Annotated in this window: 20 protein-coding genes and 1 pseudogene; 13 read left to right on the forward strand and 8 right to left on the reverse strand. The window is 59.3% G+C overall.

What is annotated here, in order from left to right; genetic code table 11:
- Positions 1-383: pseudogene (locus EN943_RS14555) on the forward strand (hypothetical protein); the annotation flags it as partial.
- 500 nt (positions 384-883) lie between these two features.
- Here the strand turns inward: EN943_RS14555 and EN943_RS14560 are convergent.
- Positions 884-2,656, reverse strand: a complete 1,773-nt coding sequence (locus tag EN943_RS14560) for an SLC13 family permease (RefSeq protein WP_127413109.1) — start codon at positions 2,654-2,656, stop codon at positions 884-886.
- A gap of 897 nt (positions 2,657-3,553) precedes the next feature.
- On the opposite strand from EN943_RS14560, the gene EN943_RS37650 reads away from it, so the two are divergent.
- Positions 3,554-3,709 carry a hypothetical protein gene (locus EN943_RS37650; protein WP_161491093.1) on the forward strand — a complete coding sequence of 52 codons (156 nt, stop codon included), beginning with the start codon at positions 3,554-3,556 and terminating at the stop codon, positions 3,707-3,709.
- 98 nt (positions 3,710-3,807) lie between these two features.
- Positions 3,808-4,737: an NAD(P)/FAD-dependent oxidoreductase gene (locus tag EN943_RS14570; protein WP_245475849.1), complete on the forward strand. Its 930-nt coding sequence runs from the start codon at positions 3,808-3,810 to the stop codon at positions 4,735-4,737.
- 171 nt (positions 4,738-4,908) lie between these two features.
- On the opposite strand, the gene EN943_RS14575 is transcribed toward EN943_RS14570, so the two are convergent.
- On the reverse strand, positions 4,909-5,148 hold the full coding sequence (locus EN943_RS14575) for a hypothetical protein (protein ID WP_127413100.1): 240 nt from the start codon (positions 5,146-5,148) through the stop codon (positions 4,909-4,911).
- A 684-nt stretch (positions 5,149-5,832) separates the two neighbouring features.
- On the opposite strand from EN943_RS14575, the gene EN943_RS14580 reads away from it, so the two are divergent.
- The 3 genes from EN943_RS14580 to EN943_RS14590 all read left to right on the forward strand — a co-directional run bounded on the left by EN943_RS14580 (position 5,833) and on the right by EN943_RS14590 (position 7,206).
- Positions 5,833-6,126: a helix-turn-helix transcriptional regulator gene (locus tag EN943_RS14580; protein ID WP_032808422.1), complete on the forward strand. Its 294-nt coding sequence runs from the start codon at positions 5,833-5,835 to the stop codon at positions 6,124-6,126.
- A gap of 239 nt (positions 6,127-6,365) precedes the next feature.
- On the forward strand, positions 6,366-6,617 hold the full coding sequence (locus EN943_RS37655) for a hypothetical protein (RefSeq protein WP_024504642.1): 252 nt from the start codon (positions 6,366-6,368) through the stop codon (positions 6,615-6,617).
- A 313-nt stretch (positions 6,618-6,930) separates the two neighbouring features.
- On the forward strand, positions 6,931-7,206 hold the full coding sequence (locus EN943_RS14590; RefSeq protein ID WP_127413101.1) for a hypothetical protein: 276 nt from the start codon (positions 6,931-6,933) through the stop codon (positions 7,204-7,206).
- Positions 7,207-8,917: 1,711 nt separating this feature from the next.
- Here EN943_RS14590 and EN943_RS14605 read toward each other — a convergent pair.
- Positions 8,918-9,817, reverse strand: coding sequence for an SIR2 family protein (locus tag EN943_RS14605; protein WP_013525092.1), 900 nt, complete (start codon positions 9,815-9,817; stop codon positions 8,918-8,920).
- 542 nt (positions 9,818-10,359) lie between these two features.
- Positions 10,360-10,668: a hypothetical protein gene (locus EN943_RS14610; RefSeq protein ID WP_027161855.1), complete on the reverse strand. Its 309-nt coding sequence runs from the start codon at positions 10,666-10,668 to the stop codon at positions 10,360-10,362.
- Positions 10,669-11,231: 563 nt separating this feature from the next.
- On the opposite strand from EN943_RS14610, the gene EN943_RS14615 reads away from it, so the two are divergent.
- The 3 genes from EN943_RS14615 to EN943_RS14630 all read left to right on the forward strand — a co-directional run bounded on the left by EN943_RS14615 (position 11,232) and on the right by EN943_RS14630 (position 14,728).
- Positions 11,232-12,866 carry a GMC family oxidoreductase gene (locus tag EN943_RS14615; RefSeq protein WP_127413102.1) on the forward strand — a complete coding sequence of 545 codons (1,635 nt, stop codon included), beginning with the start codon at positions 11,232-11,234 and terminating at the stop codon, positions 12,864-12,866.
- A gap of 577 nt (positions 12,867-13,443) precedes the next feature.
- Positions 13,444-13,791: a hypothetical protein gene (locus EN943_RS14620; protein WP_063170798.1), complete on the forward strand. Its 348-nt coding sequence runs from the start codon at positions 13,444-13,446 to the stop codon at positions 13,789-13,791.
- Between the two features lie 439 nt (positions 13,792-14,230).
- The gene (locus tag EN943_RS14630) at positions 14,231-14,728 is read left to right on the forward strand and encodes a metallophosphoesterase family protein (RefSeq protein ID WP_127368948.1); all 498 of its coding nucleotides are present in this window, start codon (positions 14,231-14,233) and stop codon (positions 14,726-14,728) included.
- A 248-nt stretch (positions 14,729-14,976) separates the two neighbouring features.
- Here EN943_RS14630 and EN943_RS14635 read toward each other — a convergent pair whose 3' ends face one another.
- Positions 14,977-15,408 (reverse strand): hypothetical protein, encoded by a 432-nt coding sequence (locus tag EN943_RS14635; RefSeq protein WP_127368947.1) that lies wholly within the window; start codon positions 15,406-15,408, stop codon positions 14,977-14,979.
- A 187-nt stretch (positions 15,409-15,595) separates the two neighbouring features.
- On the opposite strand from EN943_RS14635, the gene EN943_RS14640 reads away from it, so the two are divergent.
- The 4 genes from EN943_RS14640 (at position 15,596) to EN943_RS14655 (ending at position 18,083) form a co-directional block, all read left to right on the forward strand.
- On the forward strand, positions 15,596-15,901 hold the full coding sequence (locus tag EN943_RS14640) for a hypothetical protein (RefSeq protein ID WP_127296085.1): 306 nt from the start codon (positions 15,596-15,598) through the stop codon (positions 15,899-15,901).
- A gap of 129 nt (positions 15,902-16,030) precedes the next feature.
- Positions 16,031-16,279 (forward strand): hypothetical protein, encoded by a 249-nt coding sequence (locus EN943_RS14645; RefSeq protein WP_127413103.1) that lies wholly within the window; start codon positions 16,031-16,033, stop codon positions 16,277-16,279.
- Positions 16,280-17,339: 1,060 nt separating this feature from the next.
- On the forward strand, positions 17,340-17,549 hold the full coding sequence (locus tag EN943_RS14650; protein WP_127413104.1) for a hypothetical protein: 210 nt from the start codon (positions 17,340-17,342) through the stop codon (positions 17,547-17,549).
- Positions 17,550-17,771: 222 nt separating this feature from the next.
- Positions 17,772-18,083 (forward strand): hypothetical protein, encoded by a 312-nt coding sequence (locus EN943_RS14655; protein WP_127413105.1) that lies wholly within the window; start codon positions 17,772-17,774, stop codon positions 18,081-18,083.
- A gap of 244 nt (positions 18,084-18,327) precedes the next feature.
- Here the strand turns inward: EN943_RS14655 and EN943_RS14665 are convergent, their stop codons facing one another.
- The 3 genes from EN943_RS14665 to EN943_RS14675 form a co-directional block, all read right to left on the reverse strand.
- Positions 18,328-18,699 (reverse strand): nuclear transport factor 2 family protein, encoded by a 372-nt coding sequence (locus EN943_RS14665; protein WP_127368944.1) that lies wholly within the window; start codon positions 18,697-18,699, stop codon positions 18,328-18,330.
- Positions 18,700-18,804: 105 nt separating this feature from the next.
- A complete protein-coding gene (locus EN943_RS14670; RefSeq protein WP_127413106.1) occupies positions 18,805-19,419 on the reverse strand; it encodes a methyltransferase domain-containing protein in 615 nt (204 codons plus the stop codon).
- Positions 19,420-19,597: 178 nt separating this feature from the next.
- The gene (locus EN943_RS14675) at positions 19,598-19,912 is read right to left on the reverse strand and encodes a YMGG-like glycine zipper-containing protein (RefSeq protein WP_127368942.1); all 315 of its coding nucleotides are present in this window, start codon (positions 19,910-19,912) and stop codon (positions 19,598-19,600) included.
- Positions 19,913-20,013: the final 101 nt, after the last annotated feature.

Consider the following 20,013-nt stretch of genomic DNA (forward strand, 5'->3'; position numbering starts at 1 on the left):
GCCTTGGCCTGATGGCCATACCTGGTCTCGGCCCCGTGGTTGCCGCGGGCTGGCTGGCGGCGACTGCGGTCGGCGCTGTCGGCGGTGCCGTGGTCGGTGGCGCAGCTGGCGGCATCATCGGCGCGATGACAGAGTCCGGTGTGCCGGAAAGCGACGCACATGTTTATGCCGAAGGCGTTCGGCGCGGGGGAACAATGGTTATAGCCAGGGTCGAAGACGACCTTGTCCCCGACGCGGAACAGATACTGAAGCAATATAATTCCGTCGACATAGCCCATCGGCGAACCGAATACGAAGCAGGCGGTTGGACCGGCTTCGATCCAACGGATGAAGTCTACACAGGTGATGACCTGGAAAGCGCCAGAGGTCGTCGCAACGTGTGAGATGAAATGACTGGGCGGCTAACAGCCGCCCTCGTCCTTCCTGCGCGATGTGCAACGCTGGTATCTCAGGTAGCACCAAGGTCGAATGGTCGTCGCGACGACTTGCAGTTCACCAGGGCCCTGCCGCTGAGCAACACACGACTTGTGATGCTGATCGCAGCCCGAAAGGGCCTCGTATTCTCGAAGAAAGAGTTATCGGCCTGTCGTCATCACGAAGGTGAACCGGCTTTTCCTAGGTGAGAAACGACGTCAATACTCCGCCAAGCCCCTGACAATCTCGCTGCGGTGTATAGTCCATGGCCTAAGGTTTGTTTGCTGGCTTTCCCTTTGCCCCGATAGAGCGGCCGGAACACAGTTTCTGTTGCCGCGGGCGGGACGAGAGGGGAACTGCTGGCGACACTGACCGCAGGTTGGCCAGCCCGCGTCAGGCTTGCGCGGCGACCTCATTCACGAATGTGGTGTCGTGTGGGATTTCCAAGAAGACATCCGAATATCGGATGTCAGTTCATTGGCCAGACGATCATAAGCATCGGCACAGCAATAATGACTACGAGGAAAGACAGGGGCAGTCCCAGACGCGGATAGTCGCTGAAGCGGTAGCCACCCGGCCCCATGACAAGCGTGTTGCACTGGTGTCCGATCGGGGTGAGAAAATCACAGCCGGCGCCAATGGCGACAGCCATCAAGAACGGTTCGGGCCTGTAGCCCAGATCACTAGCAAATTCGGCGGCGATAGGCGCCATGACAAGGACGGTGGCGGCATTGTTGAGGAATGGCGTAACGGCCATGGCGGCGACAAGGATGAGCGTCAGTGCGCCGGACGCCGGAAGGAGGGTCCCCAGTCTGGCAAGCTCGCCGGCAACTACTCCCGTAGCTCCTGTACTGCGTAGTGAATCGCTCACTGGAATGAGAACGGCGAGCATGACGAGGATAGGCCCATCGAGCGATTGGTAAACATCGCGGAGCGGAATGACCTTGAAAAGCACAATCGCGACCGCGGCCGCGAAAAAAGCGACGGAGACTGGCAGCAGCCCAAACGCCGTCGCCACCATGGCGAGAGCAAGCACCACTACCGGCACGATACCCTTGCGGACGCTGCCAAGAAGGATAGCCCTTTCTGCCAGCGGTAAGCAGCCGAGTTCACGAAGTATCTCGGGCATCCTCGCTGCACCGCCCCGCAAGACGACAACGTCCCCGAGCCTCAGCTCGACTGCGGCCAGCCTGCGGTCGAGGCGCTCCCCACGACGGCTGACGGCCAGGAGGTTGACATTGAAGCGATCGTAAAGGGCAAGGCGCTGGGCGGTCCAGCCGATCAAAGAGGAGCTTTCACCGATTACGGCTTCGATAGCGACCATTTCGTTGGTGGTGTCGTCACCACCGCCCCTATCCCCGGTCACGCTGAGCCTGCCCTGGGAGACAAGGCGATCCAGCGCTTCTGGGTCGCCCTCGAGCAACAGGATGTCATCCACCTTGAGGACCACGTCGGGCAGTGGCGTCATCCGCATCGTGCGATTGCGCAGGATCGACGTCACGATTGCATCGCCGCCGGCGAGCTTCATGAGGTCTGCGACGGTTTTCCCGAGCACCGTGGAGTCGGCGACAATTCGAGCCTCTGTAAGGTAATTCTTGATGTCGAGGGCTTCATTCAGCGACCCGCCAAGCTTTTCGCGCACCGGCAACAACCAATAGAAAAACAGCAGGAAGATCGTTCCGGCAGCGGCTATGGCAGCTCCAACAGGTGTGAAGTCGAACATTGTGAAGGCGGTTCCGATCAGCTCCTCTCGCACTCGGGACACTACGATGTTGGGTGATGTTCCCACCTGCGTCATTAGTCCGCCGAGCAGCGACCCGAATGCCATGGGCATCAGGAATATCGAGGGTGAAATGTTAGACCGGCGCGCGAACTGGAAGGCGATCGGAATCATGATAGCGAGCGCCCCGATATTCTTTACAAAGGCAGAGAGGATCGTGACCACGATCACCAGCAGCGCCAGTTGCGACCGAACTCCCGATAATTTCGGAGCAAAGCGCTTGATCGCTGCCTCCATGATTCCCGAGCGTGCTATCCCTGCGCTCACCAGCAGAGCACTGCCGACAATAACCACGATATCGTCGCTGAACCCGCTGAAGGCTTCGTCAAAAGGCACAATGCCAACCGCGACAGCAAGCAACAGTGCCACAGCCGCGACCAGATCATATCGATAGCGACCCCACACGAACGCTGCCATCATCACGAAGGTTACGGCAAACGACAAAATTTGCGGCGTAGTCATGTCTTCGAATGCCCCGGCCGCCAATGCGACTAATGAGAAACCCCAAACCGCCCCTTTTGTTGCCTCGCTCATTGCGGGGGCCAAAGCGGTCCGGCGGCGTTTGGCCAGGAGCGGATCGGCAGCGTTTAGAAACGGATCTTACGAAGCGGTCTTCGGACTTTGACAGACATCGATGTGCCCCGACCAATCCGACGCTTCAGCCCCAAACCAGGAAGGCCCGAGCCGGGATCAAAAAGCATGCACTTGCCTCATGTCGAGTCCACCTGGAAAATCGCCCGGACACCACGGATCGGGCGGCGTGCGGAGATCCTTTTCTCACCTGAAGTGCCACAGCAACGCCCCCGATTGCAGGGAGGGTGCCTCTGGTGCCTGACCCGTGGGCGAGCAGTTTTCTTGGCTACATTCGATTCTCAGGAAGCTTGAATCACGCGGCCTCTCTTTTGTTTTCGTAGCTGACAGGAGCCCCCTCGAAAGCCAGATCACTCCCGCGAGCCCAGTTCTTCTCAGCATCGATCAGCTCATTCTCCCCAGTCAAGCCGTTCAGAAACAGCCTGAGTACGTGCGCAGCTGTCCGTTCTCCGGCCCGCGAAGCAACAGGTACGCCGCGCTGTTCGCAGACCGTCGCACAAACACGGGCAAGCATCACAATATCGCTCGGTTCCAAAAATCGGCCTGGATACAACATACCGTCCTCTGTTGGAAAGCCTCGTGAGCCTTTGATTACGCGAGGTCACCGGCAGCAACAATCAACTATGATAGTCTGCACCTCGACTGGGTCAGTAAATTTGAGCGGCCCTTCAGACGATCAGCATTGCGCCCCTCCGGATCGGAAGGACGGGGCTATCAGGTGGGTTTTCCCGGCAGGTCGATCCGATTCGAATCGCGTGGGCTTGGGAAATGCGCACGGTCGCAGGTCTAATGGCAAGTTGGCCTGTGAAATGCCATGTCGGCATTTTCGGGCACCTCGAATTGAAGCCTGATTTGCAGAAGCTGGAATCGCTTGATGGCGAAGACTGCGCAAATCAGATTGAGGCGCGCGCCATCGCCCGGTGAAAGGGACCTCGACGAGTTGCCGCGTAAATCACGTTTGGAGGCCTGACCGTCGCCTGCTCATCCCCTCTGCCAAAGCAGGGAACAAGATCCTGTTTGCAATGTTGGGCGAAATGCCAATTTCTTCCCGCGGTCATGAATTCGACGTGGCTATTGTCGGCGGCGGCCCCGCAGGACTTGCGGCAGGCATGTATCTGGCCAGATTCCTGCATTCGGTGATCGTGGTCGACGCCGGCGACGCACGAGCCAAGCTCATTCCAAAATCGCATAACTGTCCTGGCTTCCCGGACGGCGTAAGCGGGTCAGAGTTGCTCGGCCGTCTCAAAGCCCAGGCACAGAGATACGGTGCAGGCGTAGTGGACGGTCGTGTAGCGGGCGCCAAGAAGCGCGACGGGACCTTTGTGCTGACGACCACCTTCGGGACCATCCGAGCAAAGCGCGTGGTTCTTGCAACCGGGATCGTGGACAAGGCCCCGGCAATAGAAGGGCTGGAGGAGGCCGTCGCGGCCGGCACTGTCCGACTGTGTCCGGTCTGCGACGCCTATGAGGCCGTGGGCAAGCGCATCGGCGTCGTCGGCCCAGAGCATCTGGCGCTCAAGGAAGCCCTGTTTTTGAAGGAGTACAGCGGTCAGGTTACCTTGCTCGCCAACTATCCGGAGGATATTTCGGATGCCGCCCGCGGCATGGCCTCGGCAGGCGGCATTGACATCTGGGACACCGTCGAGGATCTGGTCGCTCGGGCAACTGGGTTCGACGTTGTCATGGCCGAAGGTGCGCCAATGCGGGAATTGGATGTGGTGTACCCCGCAATGGGGTCTGATGTGCGCTCTGAACTTGCCGTCGCACTCGGTGCAGAGTGTGACGCGCAAGGATATGTTCTGGTCAGCCGACACCTCGAAACGTCGACTGCGGGTCTCTATGCCATTGGAGACGTGGCTGAGGGCCTCAATCAAATTGCCGTTGCGTTTGGCCATGCCGCCACCGCAGCAACACATATCCACAATGCACTTCAGTCTAGACCGGAAAGCTGACCGGCCACCCTGCCATAGGGCGCGCGCCATAACGCTCTAGGTCAGCTTCTACATCTAGGTCGATGAAGCGAATTGGGCAGAGCCCTCCGTTTCTCCTGGGCCAGGCGGTGAACCGACGCGCCATGATCCGAAGCCTCTGCGCGCATCTAAGAGTGCGCTTCGAAGGACGCTTCAGATCCGCTCATTGGTGGCAGGCCTCGGGCGCGAAACGTTCAAATCAATTTTGTCCGGCAGGTCTGGCCAGGCATTTTTGATGGCGGTGGTTGTCATTCGATGGACAGGCGGGATGATGACCATCCGGACGTGTCGTTCAGGCCAGAGCGGGTTCCCGAAAATCAGAAAAACGACTGCTACCAGGACACTGACCAACCCCGCTGCAAACACGTTCGCGATGATCTCACCAGGCTGCATACACTCTCCATGAATGAGTACCCGCCACGCCAAGCGAGCCGTGGCGGGTAATCAACCAACCGACGATGAAGGGACGATGATCGACGGTCACATTCCAAATGTGGAAAAGGCTTCCTTGTTTCATAGGTCAGACCTTTGCGATTCCATGTCGGGCTTTGGTCGGGCCCAGACACGGTAGAGTGCTTGCAATGAGGTGTGTAGCAGCGCCAGCGCGAAGGCCCGTCACAGCAACAAACCAGGTTGCCTGGATCCGCAACATATTTAGTGGGTCCGCCCCCACTTGCGGGTAGAGGCGGACCCGGGCGAGGCTTGGGGACCTCGACCGGCAGCGGGGGACGCTGCCGCTCTTCCAACCTGCCGTGGCATATCAGGTTCCTCTGATTCACAAAAAGCCGGCCACCGCGAAGTGGTGGCGGGCAGGTTCTGGAGTGTGCTGGGACCGACCAGCATAGGTCAACGAGCCGCAACAGGGTTGGTTGCGATAGCGGGCGGACGCCCGCCAACCCTCAGCGCTCGCTTCAGGCGCCCACTGCTTGCCCCCTCGTCCCAGTGCCGGCCTATTGCCTGACGCATGCATTGCTGAGACATCGCTCGTGACGACCGTCCCCCGCGCGGGAATTGCTCGATCTTTCGATCGTCGATAGATCGAAGGAACATTTTAGACGTATCGAATGTTCAAATCCTATGGACAGCCGAACCCAACTTTCACCAGCTCAATCGAGAGCAGCACGCGCCCTGCTGAACTGGCCGCGAGTACGGCTTGCCGCAAAAGCGAGCGTTAGCGAAATGACGATCAGAGATTTTGAGAACGGTATTCGAAATCCGCGTCCCCACAAGATCGCGGCCATGCGTCAGGCGTTTGAGGACGCGGGAATTGCTTTCACCTTCGAAGGCGCTCCATCGCTAGCCCGCCCTGAAGGGCATAGCAGTCTCTCCACCACCAATAGAATGTGGCGCAGCCGGCAGAGACAAGCATAACGATAAAGGTCCTTGAGCCTCGTATTAGCAATCCACTTGACCCACAGCCCACCTAAAGGCGCGAGCCAAGAAACCGGTCAAGCCGGTGAGGCGTCGTTGCTGTATGCATCGTTTGAACATTACTTCCGATACGCTCCTGACTTCTTCATTGCCCTCGTCAGGCTTGGTACCGGCATCACCGGCGGCTGGTCCGCAAGGTCGCTGGCAGCCATGGGGGGAGCCGGTTCTGGAAACGGCAGATGGCTCGCGATCCAATCGTCGAGGAACCTGCGGCCGCGAGCATCATCCGGTCAAACCAGGATCGTAGTGGAGATGGCATCGTGGATCGTGCCATAGAGGCTGTCGATGGGCTGGCGGAAGCGTCCATGCAGTCACGATGCTTTCAGCTCATCGAACCTCGGGCGCCAAAGAGTGTTCCGTTGGTTTTTGCTGAAATGGCGGGAACTTTTTCCTCCGGCGGTGATTTTCGTCGCCATGACAAAACTGTCTGACCTTGGACCTCGCATCCCCCGCAACGGGGGTAATTGCATTCGCGAAAAGGACCGCTTCTACGCGTGTCCATCTTGCGGCCAGAAAGTCGATCAGACCGATTTGCGGCAAGTCATGTGGCACGAACGGCCTGGCCACGAGCCGCTGGAGCCGGAAGACAGCGCGACGATAATCAAGTTCCCGGAGCCCCGGAAATAGCGATCAGTCGCATGTGACCCGCCGTCCATCGAGACAGCGGGCGCGACTTCCCCCCTCGCAAAAATCAAAGGAACAAAGGTCAGATCTCGCAGTTGTGCGATCACCTGGGAGGGAACGATGTTGCATCACGAAATCGGCACTGTTTCGGACTGGTCGAAGTTGGTGGCGGACGATCCTCTCATCGCCGCCGATATCGCCCAGCGTCTTTCTGTGCTAGCGTGCAATGACAAGTCTACCGCTGCCCACGTCCAGTCGCCCAGCGCCGTGAGATTTCGAGGTTCCGACCTCACCAGCGCAGCACCCACCGAGTATCCGCGGCCGATTGTGCTTCTAGCGACCATCTGTGGGTCGACGGTCGTGGGTATAACGCTGCTTCTGGCGGCGGCGGTTTGAGCCACGGGACCTGATGCCGCTCCCCCAGACACTGTCTTCGATTGAGATGACGCTCGAATGTCCGGCATGCGGAACGGCTTTCATCAAACCGGGGCGTTGGTTCATCGCTGCCGCCCACTATCGGTGCGAAGGTTGCCAGCGTTTACACCGCCTTACCTATCCAGAAAAGGTGGAATTGTTCGACAGATATACCAAGCGTCTGACGACAGTCTCGCAGCGAGGGACAACGAGGCCGCGCGAGTGCCCCAGCTTACAAGGCAACGACAAGGCCAGTGACGCTCCACCGGGACGGGAAGGGTAACCGACGAGGCAGCGGAAGAGTGTTCGCCTGCCAGCACGTCCGGCTGATGCTTGGTTCGATCACTCGTTTTCTGACCATCTCGTTGACGTGCGGAATATCATGACAGCGACGACGGCAGAGCTTTGGTTCATAAAACCGAGGAGGTTCGTTTGAGCCTGGCTTCACGTTTAGGACGGCGTCCCGTAGCGGCCGCCACATGATCGAGCGGCCTTCATCCGCTGCAAGCACCTGCCGCGGCGCACGAATTACGCCGAGGCGTTGATGAGAGCATCGACACCGATAGACATGCCAAACGTCGGCATGCCGCGATGGTCTGTAGCACTCGCCATTCTGCACGATGCAGAGGGTGGCGCTTCCAGCATGTGGAACATATCGAAAGCCGCTGTGTTCTGGGCGCCAAAGGAGATCGCGATGATCCGTTGGCTTGTCAGAATCGGCGCCTTATATGCGGCATACAAACTCGGCGAAGCTGCCGGGCGCAGTGAGCAGGAGGTCATTCCTCTCCCGCCCTCCGACCGGCAACGGCAGCCAGGTAGGCAGGAGCGGACCGACCTCGGCGTCGAGCCATCCTAAAAAAAACGCAGGTCGCTGGCCGCAGGCCGGTTCTTCAGCGAATAAGCTCGTCCCATGACAGGCGTGTGACGCCAACGCTCTGTGCGAAGGACGGGGCGCGGCGCTGAGCTTCGGGATGTTGGTCCATCGATCGATGCACAGCGAAGACCCGTCATTGATCAGCAATGGCGGGTCTTGCTTTTAGACCACTTGGCCCGGGGTTGTAAGCCAAGCTGCCACCCAAACTTTGATTCGCGACACAGGTTCCCAGCTTGGCCAAATAATGCCGGTGGCGTCATCACCACACAAAGGCCCGCCGCTGAACAGACCAGGCGGCGACGGGCCGCACCAGACCGCTTGGCTGTGCAGGGCAAGCTGCATACCGAACATCGATCTTTTCATGAGGTTCCAGCGCCGTGGTTCGGACCGGAGGAGGCCGGTTCTGGTAAGGCAGCGTCCAGGTCGCCGACAGGCACCACACGAACATCTATCCCAAAAATTGCGATCGCATCGGGAGGACTTCGAAGCTGTCGCCAACTTCAGGCACCGATGATGGGAAGCGACGCTGCGCGTGTCCGGCCAAAGTCGCTATAATGTCCAAGGTTGCATCCCAACAAAAAAGCCCGCCACCTTTCGGCGGCGGGCAGTCTCACAGGGGGAAAACACACTGAACGGGAACAGTGCCCCCTTCGAAGCTTGTTGATGCGAGAATGTTCCAGCGCGTCCGCCAGAATAGTTGAAAGCTCACATGGGAGATCCATGCTCTATGGGATGCGATTTTCAAACTGGCCACACAAACTGGCTATGATCGCCTCTGGAACGACGTTCTCTGCCGTAAGGCGTTCCTTGAGAGCCCGCCTAGCTGCCCCTGGACCTGACTGTTTCAATCGCTCTTTGTCTGACGACGGTTCCCTCATGGGTCGTCTCTCCAGGCTCGGCTCCGTCCCCAACCATCTCCGCCAGCCGGCTGAGGAAGTCCACCAAAGCAGCTTGCGGCTCGTCGATTTCGCCGACGACGACCGAAATGCCCCAACGTCCAAGCACGGCCTCCTCCACAGGGTTTCGGCTGGTCATGAAGATGAACGACGGCGGGCGATCTTTCTCATAGCCGGACCGATGCCACGTCTGCCAGAGACGGTGCAGCAACAACCGAATGTTTGGGTCGGAAAGGCTATAGCCAATGAAAAGGATCGTGCTGCCGAGTGCATCCGAGCGAAAACGCACGTCCAGCGGAGAATTGAAGGAGAGGCGATCAAGGTAGTCCGTCTCGGTGAGGACGAGGGAAGAATCCTCGTCGAAATCACCATGGAATTTGACGATGTGGGTAACGCCCTGGCGGGCCTGCGCCACATCGCGTGCATTGGCCACTTTCACGTAGTCCCGACCGTATATTTCATAAGCCAGTTCCAGGTTACGGTCATAATTGGTTGTGTAGATGACAGGGAAATCGAGCTTCACGATGAGACGATGCAACTCGGATTTCTCGATCCGGTCCTTGGGGACAGACCAATTTCGGTCCATCCAACTGCGAAGTGGCCCGATGCTGCCATGCTTGATCCGATAGTACTCGGCCAGGGTTTGAAAACGATCGCGTCGCATGGAAAATTCGTCGTCGACACCGAGCTCCTTTGCCATTCGCTCTATCAGCTTCTCCCAAGAAGGGAGTCCAACACTGATCGACACCCCTGCCCCAACAAACAGAATTGCGCTGCGGTGGTGAATTGCGTTGGCGAGCGAATCCACAGGGTCATCGTTCATGGCCAAGGCTTTCGAGGCCACGCGCGCAGGCAGACCCTAAAGGCGCTTGTTGTTTCGGTTGCTGTCGATCTTGGAATGCAGCCAACCATCTGGAACCGCACGGCTCATGGCAGCCGCATTGTGGTTCGCTGCCCGCGACCGGCTCCTGTTTCTGCTTACCGGTCATGTGGATCCAGTTCTGCGCCAGCCACTTGCCGCGGCTTCGTTCCAGTCGCGCAATTGCTGAGAGCCTGCGTCGCTTCGGGCCAGGGAAGACGGCGAGAGGGTAGTTCATTGTCGTGACGGCGATGATTGTCATTGCGGCCTAAACACCCGTGGGCTGACATGTTCCTTGTGCTCGAAAATATTCCATGTGGTGCCTTCGCCAGAGCTACGGGTTCAATGCGGGAATGGTCTCGCGTCCAGGGTCGCGGCCCGCCTCGCCGAAAGCGGTGGCATGCAGCGTGTGCGGGACCGTCACGGTATGCGGTCACCGCCTCTCCCCGGAATTCGACCACCTTGTTGACCACGACGATTTCCTGCACCTGCCTGTCTTCCTCCCTTCACATCTGATCGTTGTAGGGCTGCTTGGTTATCCCGACTTGCCTGGCCAGCTCGGCAAACGGTGGCACACCCGCTTCGAACTGTTTGGTGTTAGCCAACCGCAAAAGCCGCAAAGGAAAACAGACTGCGTCCCGGTTGGCGGGCGACATGTCCTCGAAGAGGCGCTCATCAGCCGTGAACGAGGCCTCCGCGGTTTTCAAAGCCATATCGATATCATCAACCGAAAGAAGGCCCCTCCGGACCAAGGCGTTATTGACGGCAGCGACCGCCATAAGCAAACCTTCCAATTGCAGGTTGGCGACGTTCATGGGCCATTGTCCTTCATATCGTTGGGCGCCCGTCTATCGATAATCCTGCTCCGGAAGCCTTGTGGCGTGCGGCGATGGGATTGCCGGCTTGCTAGAGCGTTTCGGCTGCGCGGCCGCGCCGGAACTGGCATCTGGTAGCGCCATGGCTTGGATCTCCGCTGGGCTGCTGGACAACTCTCCACATGCCTCGAGGTTCCGGATCGCCATGGCAACCTCGCAAGCAGAGGCAAGGCTTCAGCCGGAGCCAACAGCGTGTCTGTCGGCGAGCCATGGGCGGGAAATCTCGCGGATCGAACCGGAATACCACCACCGAACTCAGGCTGAGAAGTAGCGTTCACCATAACCATGCCCCTTTGAGGGTGGTCGCGACAAAAACTCTTCCGGTTCGGGCCCCTTGAAGTCGTCACGGACCTCGTCACCAAAGCCACCTCTTTTGGGCCGGCGCTTCAAATGCGATCAATTGGGTGGTTGCCAACTGCTCCTCGCGCGCTACCTGCTTCGCCCAAGCCGGGCGCGAAGGGTGGGAGCGTGCCTTCGGGGATCGAACAAATCCGGAGTGAACGTTGATCGCTCAATTCACCGTAGCGGGCGACGGACTTGCCTACGACATCTGCATTGTCGGAGGTGGCACTGTCGGCCTGGCCATCGCCGCGGCGCTCGAAAATGCAAAGCTACGCGTCTGCGTTCTGGAAGCGGGCGGCAGGTGGCAGACCAAGAGATCGCAGGAGCTCTACCACGGCATTGTCGCAGATCCCCTCGTCCACCCGCCTGTCCAGAATTTCCGGATACGAGCGCTGGGAGGATCGAGCCGAGCATGGGGTGGCCGCTGCGTGCCGTTCGATAGCATCGACTTCCAGAAGCGGGAATGGGTGTGCAATTCGGGCTGGCCGATCACCTATGAAACCCTGCTGCCCTACTACCGTCGGGCGCACGAGGTGATCGAGGTCGGGTCTTACGACTACGATCCAACAAGCGCGTTGCCTGGTTCTCGCGTTGAACTATTCGAGGGCGTCGACGGCGATTTGTTCAGGACCCGCCTGGAGCGGTTTAGTCGACCAACCAACGTGTGGAAACGGCTTTCCGGGTTGCTGCGGACTTCGCGTCATATCCACATCTGGTTAAACGCTGCGGCGACGGGAATTCGCCTGGCGCCGAACGGGCGTTGCGTCCACCACATCGACTGTGTTGACTTGAAGGGCACAAAGCGTGAGGTCACGGCTTGCCATTACATTGTAGCCGCCGGCGGCTTTGAGACCACCCGATTGCTACTTGCCTCGAATGATGTGATGCCAGCTGGTATCGGCAACGCCCGAGATCAGCTCGGTCGTTTCTATATGGCCCATCTGGGAGGCACAGTCGGAGCACTAAAGTTGCCGAACGCCCAGCAGGCGGTTGCTTTTGGCTACGAGCGGGACGCGGCCGGCATCTACTGCCGAAGGCGGCTGTCGCTCACGGAGCGAGCGCAGCGGGAGCATTGCTTGCTCAACCAGATCTTCCGCACCCATCTCCCAGATCCAGCCGATCCCAGCCACAACGACCCGATCCTCTCGGCGATGTATCTCGTGAAAAGGACATTTCTCCCGAAACACCTCAGAGGTCGGCTGCAACATTCAATGACGCTGGACGAAAAGCTCGCGCACGTTCAGAACGTCGTATCCTCGCCAGTGCGCCTCGGGCGCTTCGGTTTGCGCTGGATGGCGAACAGAACTTTCGCACGGCGAAAGCTGCCCTCCATCGTATTGGGGCCGCGCGCCAATGTGGTCAATCTTGAGTTTCATTCGGAACAGGAGCCGAACCCCGCAAGCAGACTGACGTTGGTGAGCGAACGCGACCGATTGGGTATGCCGAAGCTGCGCGTCGATTGGAAAACCACGAGCAACGATCTCCAAAGCATCGCGCGCGCCTATCGACTGCTCGGTTGGAAGCTGGAGAAGATCGGAGCTACCATTTCAGGATTTGAACCTGGCCATGTGATCGAAATGGCAGACAAATCAGGCGCCATGGACGGTCATCACCTCGGTACCACGCGAATGTCTGCGAGCCCGACCGACGGGGTTGTTGACGCTGAATGCCGAGTTCATGGACTGATGAACCTGCACATCGCGGGCGGCTCGGTTCTGGCAACATCCAGCCAGGCGAATCCCACCTTGACGATCTTGGCCCTTGGGCTCCGTCTCGCGGACAGGCTTCGCCGGTGATGATCACACCGGCAGCTGCTGAGTGACTGCGCCCAACTCGCGCCTAACGTGGGCTGCTTAATCACATTCGCAGGCCGCTTCCTGTGTGTCAGGCTATCTGCTGCCCGCACGTATCGCGGCAGCGTCTCTAGTTCGCGCCGCGCGAATGTGGGCAAGCTCGCCAGCGAGGCACGCATACTCGTAAGCTGGTGCTTAAGGCTCGTCCGCCACCTTCGCCATCGCTGTGCCATTAAGCGGCGAAAAACGACGCGACCGCGCAGCCTGTTGGCGGCTGTAAAGCATCCGAGCGCAGTTCGTTCGGCCTCGATTGGCGCCTTTTGCAAAGCGCCGTGCAAGAACCGTGGCTCGGAGCAGGCCTTACCCGACTGGAGTCGATAGCGAGGAGAGGAGTGCTTCGTTCAAAATCCCGCCATCGTGCCAACTTGCGCGCTTGATTGTTCCATTTCAGCACGTGCGCCGCTGTCTCCATTTTTGCGACCGCTTGCCCGAAGTCGGGGTTCCTTAAAATCAAAGCGGCCGCCTCGCAACTTCGGCCGTAGTCGTACGTTGTGCGATTCACTGCGTAGGAGTTCACAACATGCCGATAACAACCCGGAAGCAAAAGAGCGACTTTGCCAATGACAAACCCATCCCCGAGGAGGATGCTGCCGTACTCGAGAGCATCGCCGGCCACGAGGATAGACACGGTGCGGGACCGGGCGTTTTGGGGTCCCACGACATCGAACAGCCGATCGGCGCGCAGCCTCGAAGCGAGATCACGGGCCGTCACGACGAGGGAGCCGGCGCAAATGAAACGGTCGACGGGTTGAGCGAGACCGAAGAGATGACCCGCAGCTTCGCGGAAGACATCCCCACGGGATTAAGCGAAGGAGATGATGAAGACGTTCCGGTTTTTGAGCGAGGGCGGACCAGAACGGATCTTTGAACCAACGACAATGCTTCGCCCGCCGGCTCGGTGGCGTGGCCCTTAGAAGCGCCTCAGACTGGCTCACCCAAAAAACGCACCGCCGATCCCTCCCCACGCCGGCATGGAATTTATACAAACCCAGGAACGACATCAGGCGGCGGCGCTCAGCAGATTAGCAGATCCGAGGGGGAACATCCCGCCACGGTGATGGTTCGGTGGCATCAAAAAGTGATTGGGAACGATGGGTAAGAAGCCCAAACAGCCCTCAGAAGCCACGGCGGATCGTGAACAGGCGATCGAAGCGCTCTACTTTGCGCGCAAGTGCGGCCTCACCAAGGAGGAGGCACTCAAGATGCTCAGGGAAGCCCAAATCAGGATCGATGATGGACCCAAAAGGAGCTCCGGCAACCGAACTTAGAAGCGATCGTCGATCGCTCGTCTCAGCCAGCGGCGGCGCATGATCTTCTTCACCTCCGACACGCATTTCAACGATCCCCGTATTCTGCGGCTTGCCCCCCGCCCCTTCAGTTCATTGGCGGGGCATGACCAAGCACTGATTGAACTTTGGAACGAGACTGTTGCTCCAAGCGACGAGGTTTGGCACCTCGGCGACTTCGCCAAGGGATCTGCCGAGACAGTGTCTTCGCTGCTGTCCCGTCTCCACGGCACCAAGCACCTGATCATCGGCAACAACGACGGCGTGGTAACGCTCGGCGCTTCGGCTTGGGCTAGCGTGCAACACTACAAGGAGCTAACTGTCGAGGGCAGTTTCCTGGTTCTTTGCCACTACCCGTTCCGCACCTGGAACCAGATCGGCAAGAAATCAATAAACCTGCACGGCCATTCTCATGGCCGGCTGAAGCCAATGACGCGCCAGCACGATGTCGGGGTCGACGCCTGGGATTTTCGCCCAGTGACTTTTGCTGCCATTCAGGCCAGGCGCCGCCGAGGTTAGCGCAGCAGATGGCCGAACGATCGACGTCGTCACGTGGTGATGCTAGCCGCAAAGAAGAATCCAGAATCCCGCCCCAGGCGTATGCAGCCTTGCCTGGACTGCAGTAAAGCGGGACCGAGGAGCGCGCCACCCGTCTGCACAGCCGTCACTACCTTGGGACAGGCGTCGGCCCCGTCGTCACCACGGCGGAGCGCTGGCGCGCCAGTCGTTCATCTCGGAACGAGCTTCAATCGCCGTCCTTGGCGACCTCAGTGCCACATTCTCTCTCTAACCCACTTAAGAAACCTGTTCCCTCCGATTGACCGACGGACTCTAGCGGCAGCCCACTGCCCTCTGAACATGGTTCCGACATGGCAACTGCAGACGATGCCATGCAATTCCCCGTCAGACAGTTCGAAGAAGCGTTTTGCTTCCCCATAGGTGTCATCCTTCAGGCCCAACGCACGCAGTAGCGGGTCCTCGAAAGCCACTGTAATCGGCGAGCCCTCGCCGCGCGCTGCGTCGCGAGCTTCCCGCTTCAGATACTCAGTGCCGGTAAGCGCTCTCAGGCGTCGCTCGGGATGTTGTTCCAGCAACTCAGCCCAGCGCTCGATGCGCTGTTGGCGGGTCATGATCGGGTATGTCGACAGGGGTTCTACTTCCGCAATTGTCTGCAGTTGGCTTAGAGTTTGGTGTTCCATCGTCGGCTCCTTTTGATTGAAGTCCCTTCCCCACAAAAATTATCGCGCACCGAGGCGCTGACAAGAGCTGATAAGGCGGCCTTACCCGAGAATGGATCGCGATGACTGCGTGCTGACCTTCAGGAACCAAAGCGCGCAAACGATGTTTATTGACCGAAGGGCATCTTAATTCCTTGGAGAGTTGAAAATGAGAACCACCCTGATTCTGGGCGCGCTGGCCCTTTGCCTGGCCGCCCCTGCCGTGGCTTCGGCGGACTCAATCGTCATCACCACGAACAAGCATCACCGTCACCATAACAACCGCATTGCCGTCATCAACGAGGATGGAGCTCGCCTTCACCATCGCCGTCACGGCACGGAAGCCTTTTACGACAACGGCCAGCGCCATTGGCATCGCAAGCACCATCGCCGCGATCACGTGGTCGTCACCACGGGCTCGATCGAACGCCGCCATCACCGGCGCCACGTGATCATCGAGGACAACGACGACTAAGATAAGTCGTTTGCCTGGCTCCTGTTAAAAACTGGGAGCCGGGTCGCGATTGCTCTTGTTGGCCGGAACCAAACAGAACAGACGTACTTTATCGGTCGAAGGGACCGCAACCGAATTGGAAGCGCAACAATGGCTGAAAGTCTTGATTTCGAACTTGGACGTGCAAGGTTACGCGTCAAACGAGCCGAGAAATCGCTGTCGCGCGCGAAGGAGGAAACGGACCGGGAAAATGGCGTCGCGGTCAATATTGCCTTGTGCTGCAGGATTCGGGCAGCCCGACACTGCGTTATGGAGGCTCGGGAGCGCCAGACCAGCATCGTTACGGGGCGTCATCAAATGACCTCCTATCGCAATGAAACGGAGGATTTGTCGTCATGACAATATTGTTTGAGCCGCTGGACTCGGACTATCACAAGCGCAGCGTGCTTTATCACGCGACGCGGTTGTCGATGCTACACGATCGAATGCTGATGCGGAATGGCGCAAGCGCTTCCGCAGCTATGAGGGCCGACTAGCGAGGTCGCGCATCACGCGCCCGATGGGCGGGCTCTCGCGCGCGCTCAGCCACGCTTGCATAGGGGTCCAAGGGGCCGCTCAGAACCCTGCCACGTTTCGACAGCGTACGCTCTTCGCCCGTGGAGACCGGCCCGGGTCGTCCCCACTTCACGCATATGCCACCTTTCGGTGGCCATGCGGATGCCCCCGTGTGCACGCTCTCGGCGTTCGATGCTTTCGCTCGCCGTGAATCGCTTCTCGGTCGGCTATTCACGAGCTGCGCCACAGCGCGGCGGGCATGCTGTTGTCGGAAATTCGCCGGCAGCTATCCACCACCACCAACGGATCCTCCTCTGACCCGAGGTGAGCAGGACATTGGAATTACCCGGTACTGCGCGACAAGCACGCGTACCTCCAGGCACTGCACGACCGGCGCAATGCGCAACAATCTGGGCTCAGCCCTTCAACGAAGTCGCGGTGAAGGACGCAAGGACAACGGTGCATACGTGGCGACCAGCCTTGAAGCGACGATTCAGGATTGCTCCTGAATGCGCTGAGCACCGTCAATGCAAGGCCGCGAGCCTTACTGGCGGCACAATCGATATGATCCGGCTTGCGAGGCTCGTTCGTGATGATGGAACAAGGCACGATGAGCGGGCACGTACGCTTCAGTGCTCAACCAGTGCGGGTTAAGGACCGAGCGAAGCCGTGTGCCCGTTGAGGGTGGCTGCAGCATACTCTGACCGACTTCTCGCGGGCAACGTCAAGACAGGAATGGATTCGTGCTTGACATATATGTTCCCTTTTTGTTCACTGCGCATGCCGGAGAGGCCGCCCGCCAGACTTATGCTGATCATCGCAGTCCACATAAAGGCGCTCAAACGGATAATGCTGCTCAATGGCGCTCACTACATCACGCCTACGACACGCAAGGAGAACCGAGATGGGAACGATGTACCTGGACGCCGAGGCCAAAGCCGAGCTGCAATCTGAAGCCGTGAAGCTTATCGCCCGCTACGACAGCCCACTTGAGACCGTGAAGGCGCTGATGACCTACAACTGCGAGCTAGAGACTCAGATACTCGCTATAGCCCACAGGCATCCGGGGTTAGTCTCCATTGGCTATGACGATACGCCCCCCGTCGTGGGATGACTGCGTGGACATTGCGAACTGATCCCGTCCCGCCCTACGATGACGACGATAGCGCGGATGAATGGAACGAGTCCTGACGCACTCGCGGCGCTCTGCACGGCAGGGCAAGGCCGGAGGACGAAATTGCCCATAAGCTGGCCGGATGCGACTTGGTATTACGATCCCTTGCGCGACAACCGGCAGTGTGAATTGTTCCCGGCGTGACAGGAGTGCTCTTTGGCCATGCATGACCTTATCGCTTTCATTCAAAGCAACTCTGCGCTGGTGGCGACTAACCCGCTGGCTTTTGCTACGTCTGCCGTATTGTTCGGCGGCGGCGGCTTTGCCGTTGGGCGCTATTTCCTTGCGGAGCGAATTGCCAATCTGGAAAGCCGGATTGCGAGGCGGGACGAGGAGATCACGGACCTGAAGGCCAAGCAGAAAGCACCGGAGCGGGAAGTCCCTGTGCCTCTGTTCGAGATGACAGAGATTCTTCCCCCTGCGCCACCCAACTTTAACCGGCTGTTGGTGAAAGACACCCTGCATGTCAAATAATTGCTCTCCCAACCCAAAGCCACCAGGCTGATCGCAACCACGGCCTTCGACAATGAGACCGGCGACCTCCAACCCATCGTCGGGCCGGGCAGAGCTGCCGAGTGGACAGAGCGATGCGCACTGCCAAGACACTGGCGGACAAGCATGCTGGCGTCATTGCGTGGTCGCGCGAGGCTAACCCTAGGTGGGTGAATATGGCGGTGGATGCGGGACGACGAAAAGATCAGACAGGAATTGGCAACCCCTACTCCACGATCTTCCAATATGAATCCTTGCGGATCACCTTTCCGTCGCGAAATGTGTAAAAGTCGCAACCTTGAACTTCCTTTTTGACGCCCTCGCGGGTGGTGCCGGTGAGGGTCCATTTCGACATGCCCGTGTTGGCAGCCTCGTCCGCAAAGTGCTGCCCATTGCCGTAATGCACATCGGGCAAACCCTCAAAGCGTGTCGCAAGCGCGTCTCGCACGCTGCGCTTGCCCTCGAAGCGCGTTCCCCAAGGCTCGACGCCCCTTGGCATCTCCAGAACGCAGTCGTCGGCAAAGAACGCCATAATGCGACCGAGGTCGTGCGCGTTGAAGGCCTCGCACAGCTCCGTCAATGTGGCTCGAATGTCCATTCGCGAGGCTCCTCGAATTTCGAAGTAGGTCACTGGCGGCAGATCCGGTCAAGTGTCCAGCCAGACACCCTGGCTATGACCGGGATGGAGCGCGGCTTCCGCCACTCACCCCTTCTTAGCGAACGCCCAGACCATCAGCGGGTATTCCTCATCATTACGGAGATCCCGCCACAGGCCATAGGCGCGGACCGGGCCGCCGATATGGGCCCTCGCGCAGGCCTTGTTGCCCCAGCCGTGGACCTTGACGTTGACTTCCGCGAAGCCGCCCTCGACCATCAGCTGCTTGAGGCCGGCGGGCGTCCACCGGTTGTAGTCGTGCGGCCTAGCGTGGACGCGAAACAGGAAGGGTGTCGCCACCATCGCCCAACCGCCCGGTCGGGTCATGGCGTGGATGTTTTCCACCGCCGCCTGCGGCCGGCGCACATGCTCCAGCACCTGGTCGGCGATGACGATGGAATATTGCTCGTCGGTGCGGTCCCTGCAGATGTCGAAGGCGGGGAAATCGACCGAGCGGTAATTGGGGCACATCGCCCGCCAATAGCGGTTCCAGCCGGGCGAAATCTCGATCACGTCGGCAGCCTTGCGGTTGCCGGCTTCGAGAAAGAGCGTGAATGCCTCGATCTGGCGGATGCGCAGCCAGTTGCGGGAATCGTAGCCAAGCAGCCGCTTGGCTGCCTGTTTGCCACGACTCTTCAGGGTGCCGGCAAGGCTATCAGTCATAACGACCCCCAGAACCCCGCCGTTCTTGCTGGTAGCACTATGTTATGGGCAAAAGATGACAACGCAGCGCCGCCGCCGGCGGCGCGATCAGAAAAAATGTACGACCAGGGCTATTTCCCTACAACGGAACCGTTCCCATTGCCCACTTAGGACAACGGATGGGCAGACTACCCTCTGCTTAATAATCGCCGTTATAGTACCTGTCGTCGCACGGCGCCGTGTAGATGCGGCCGCGGCGGTCCTGGTAGCGGCACATTTGTTCGCCGCGCCGTTGCGGCGTAGTGGCCGAGCCGACGACGGCGCCGAGCAGGGCGCCGCCGGCAGCGCCGATGAGCGTGCTTTCGGTGTTGCCGCCGATGGCCTGACCGACGAGGGCGCCGCCGGCGCCGCCGATCAGAGCGCCAGTTCCGGCCCGCTGCTGGCCTTCGGTCTGCGCGCACCCCGCCAGTGCTGCGGTCATCAGCACGGTGGCTATGGCTTTGCGAAAATTCATCTGACGTCTCCCTTGAATGCCTGAAATCCCTATGGCTCGTCCCGTGCGGCCGCAATGCGGCGGAACGGGGGCACGAGCCCTCACGATAAAAGACATGGTTT

The organism is Mesorhizobium sp. M7A.F.Ca.US.006.01.1.1 (assembly GCF_003997935.1).
GTDB lineage: Bacteria > Pseudomonadota > Alphaproteobacteria > Rhizobiales > Rhizobiaceae > Mesorhizobium.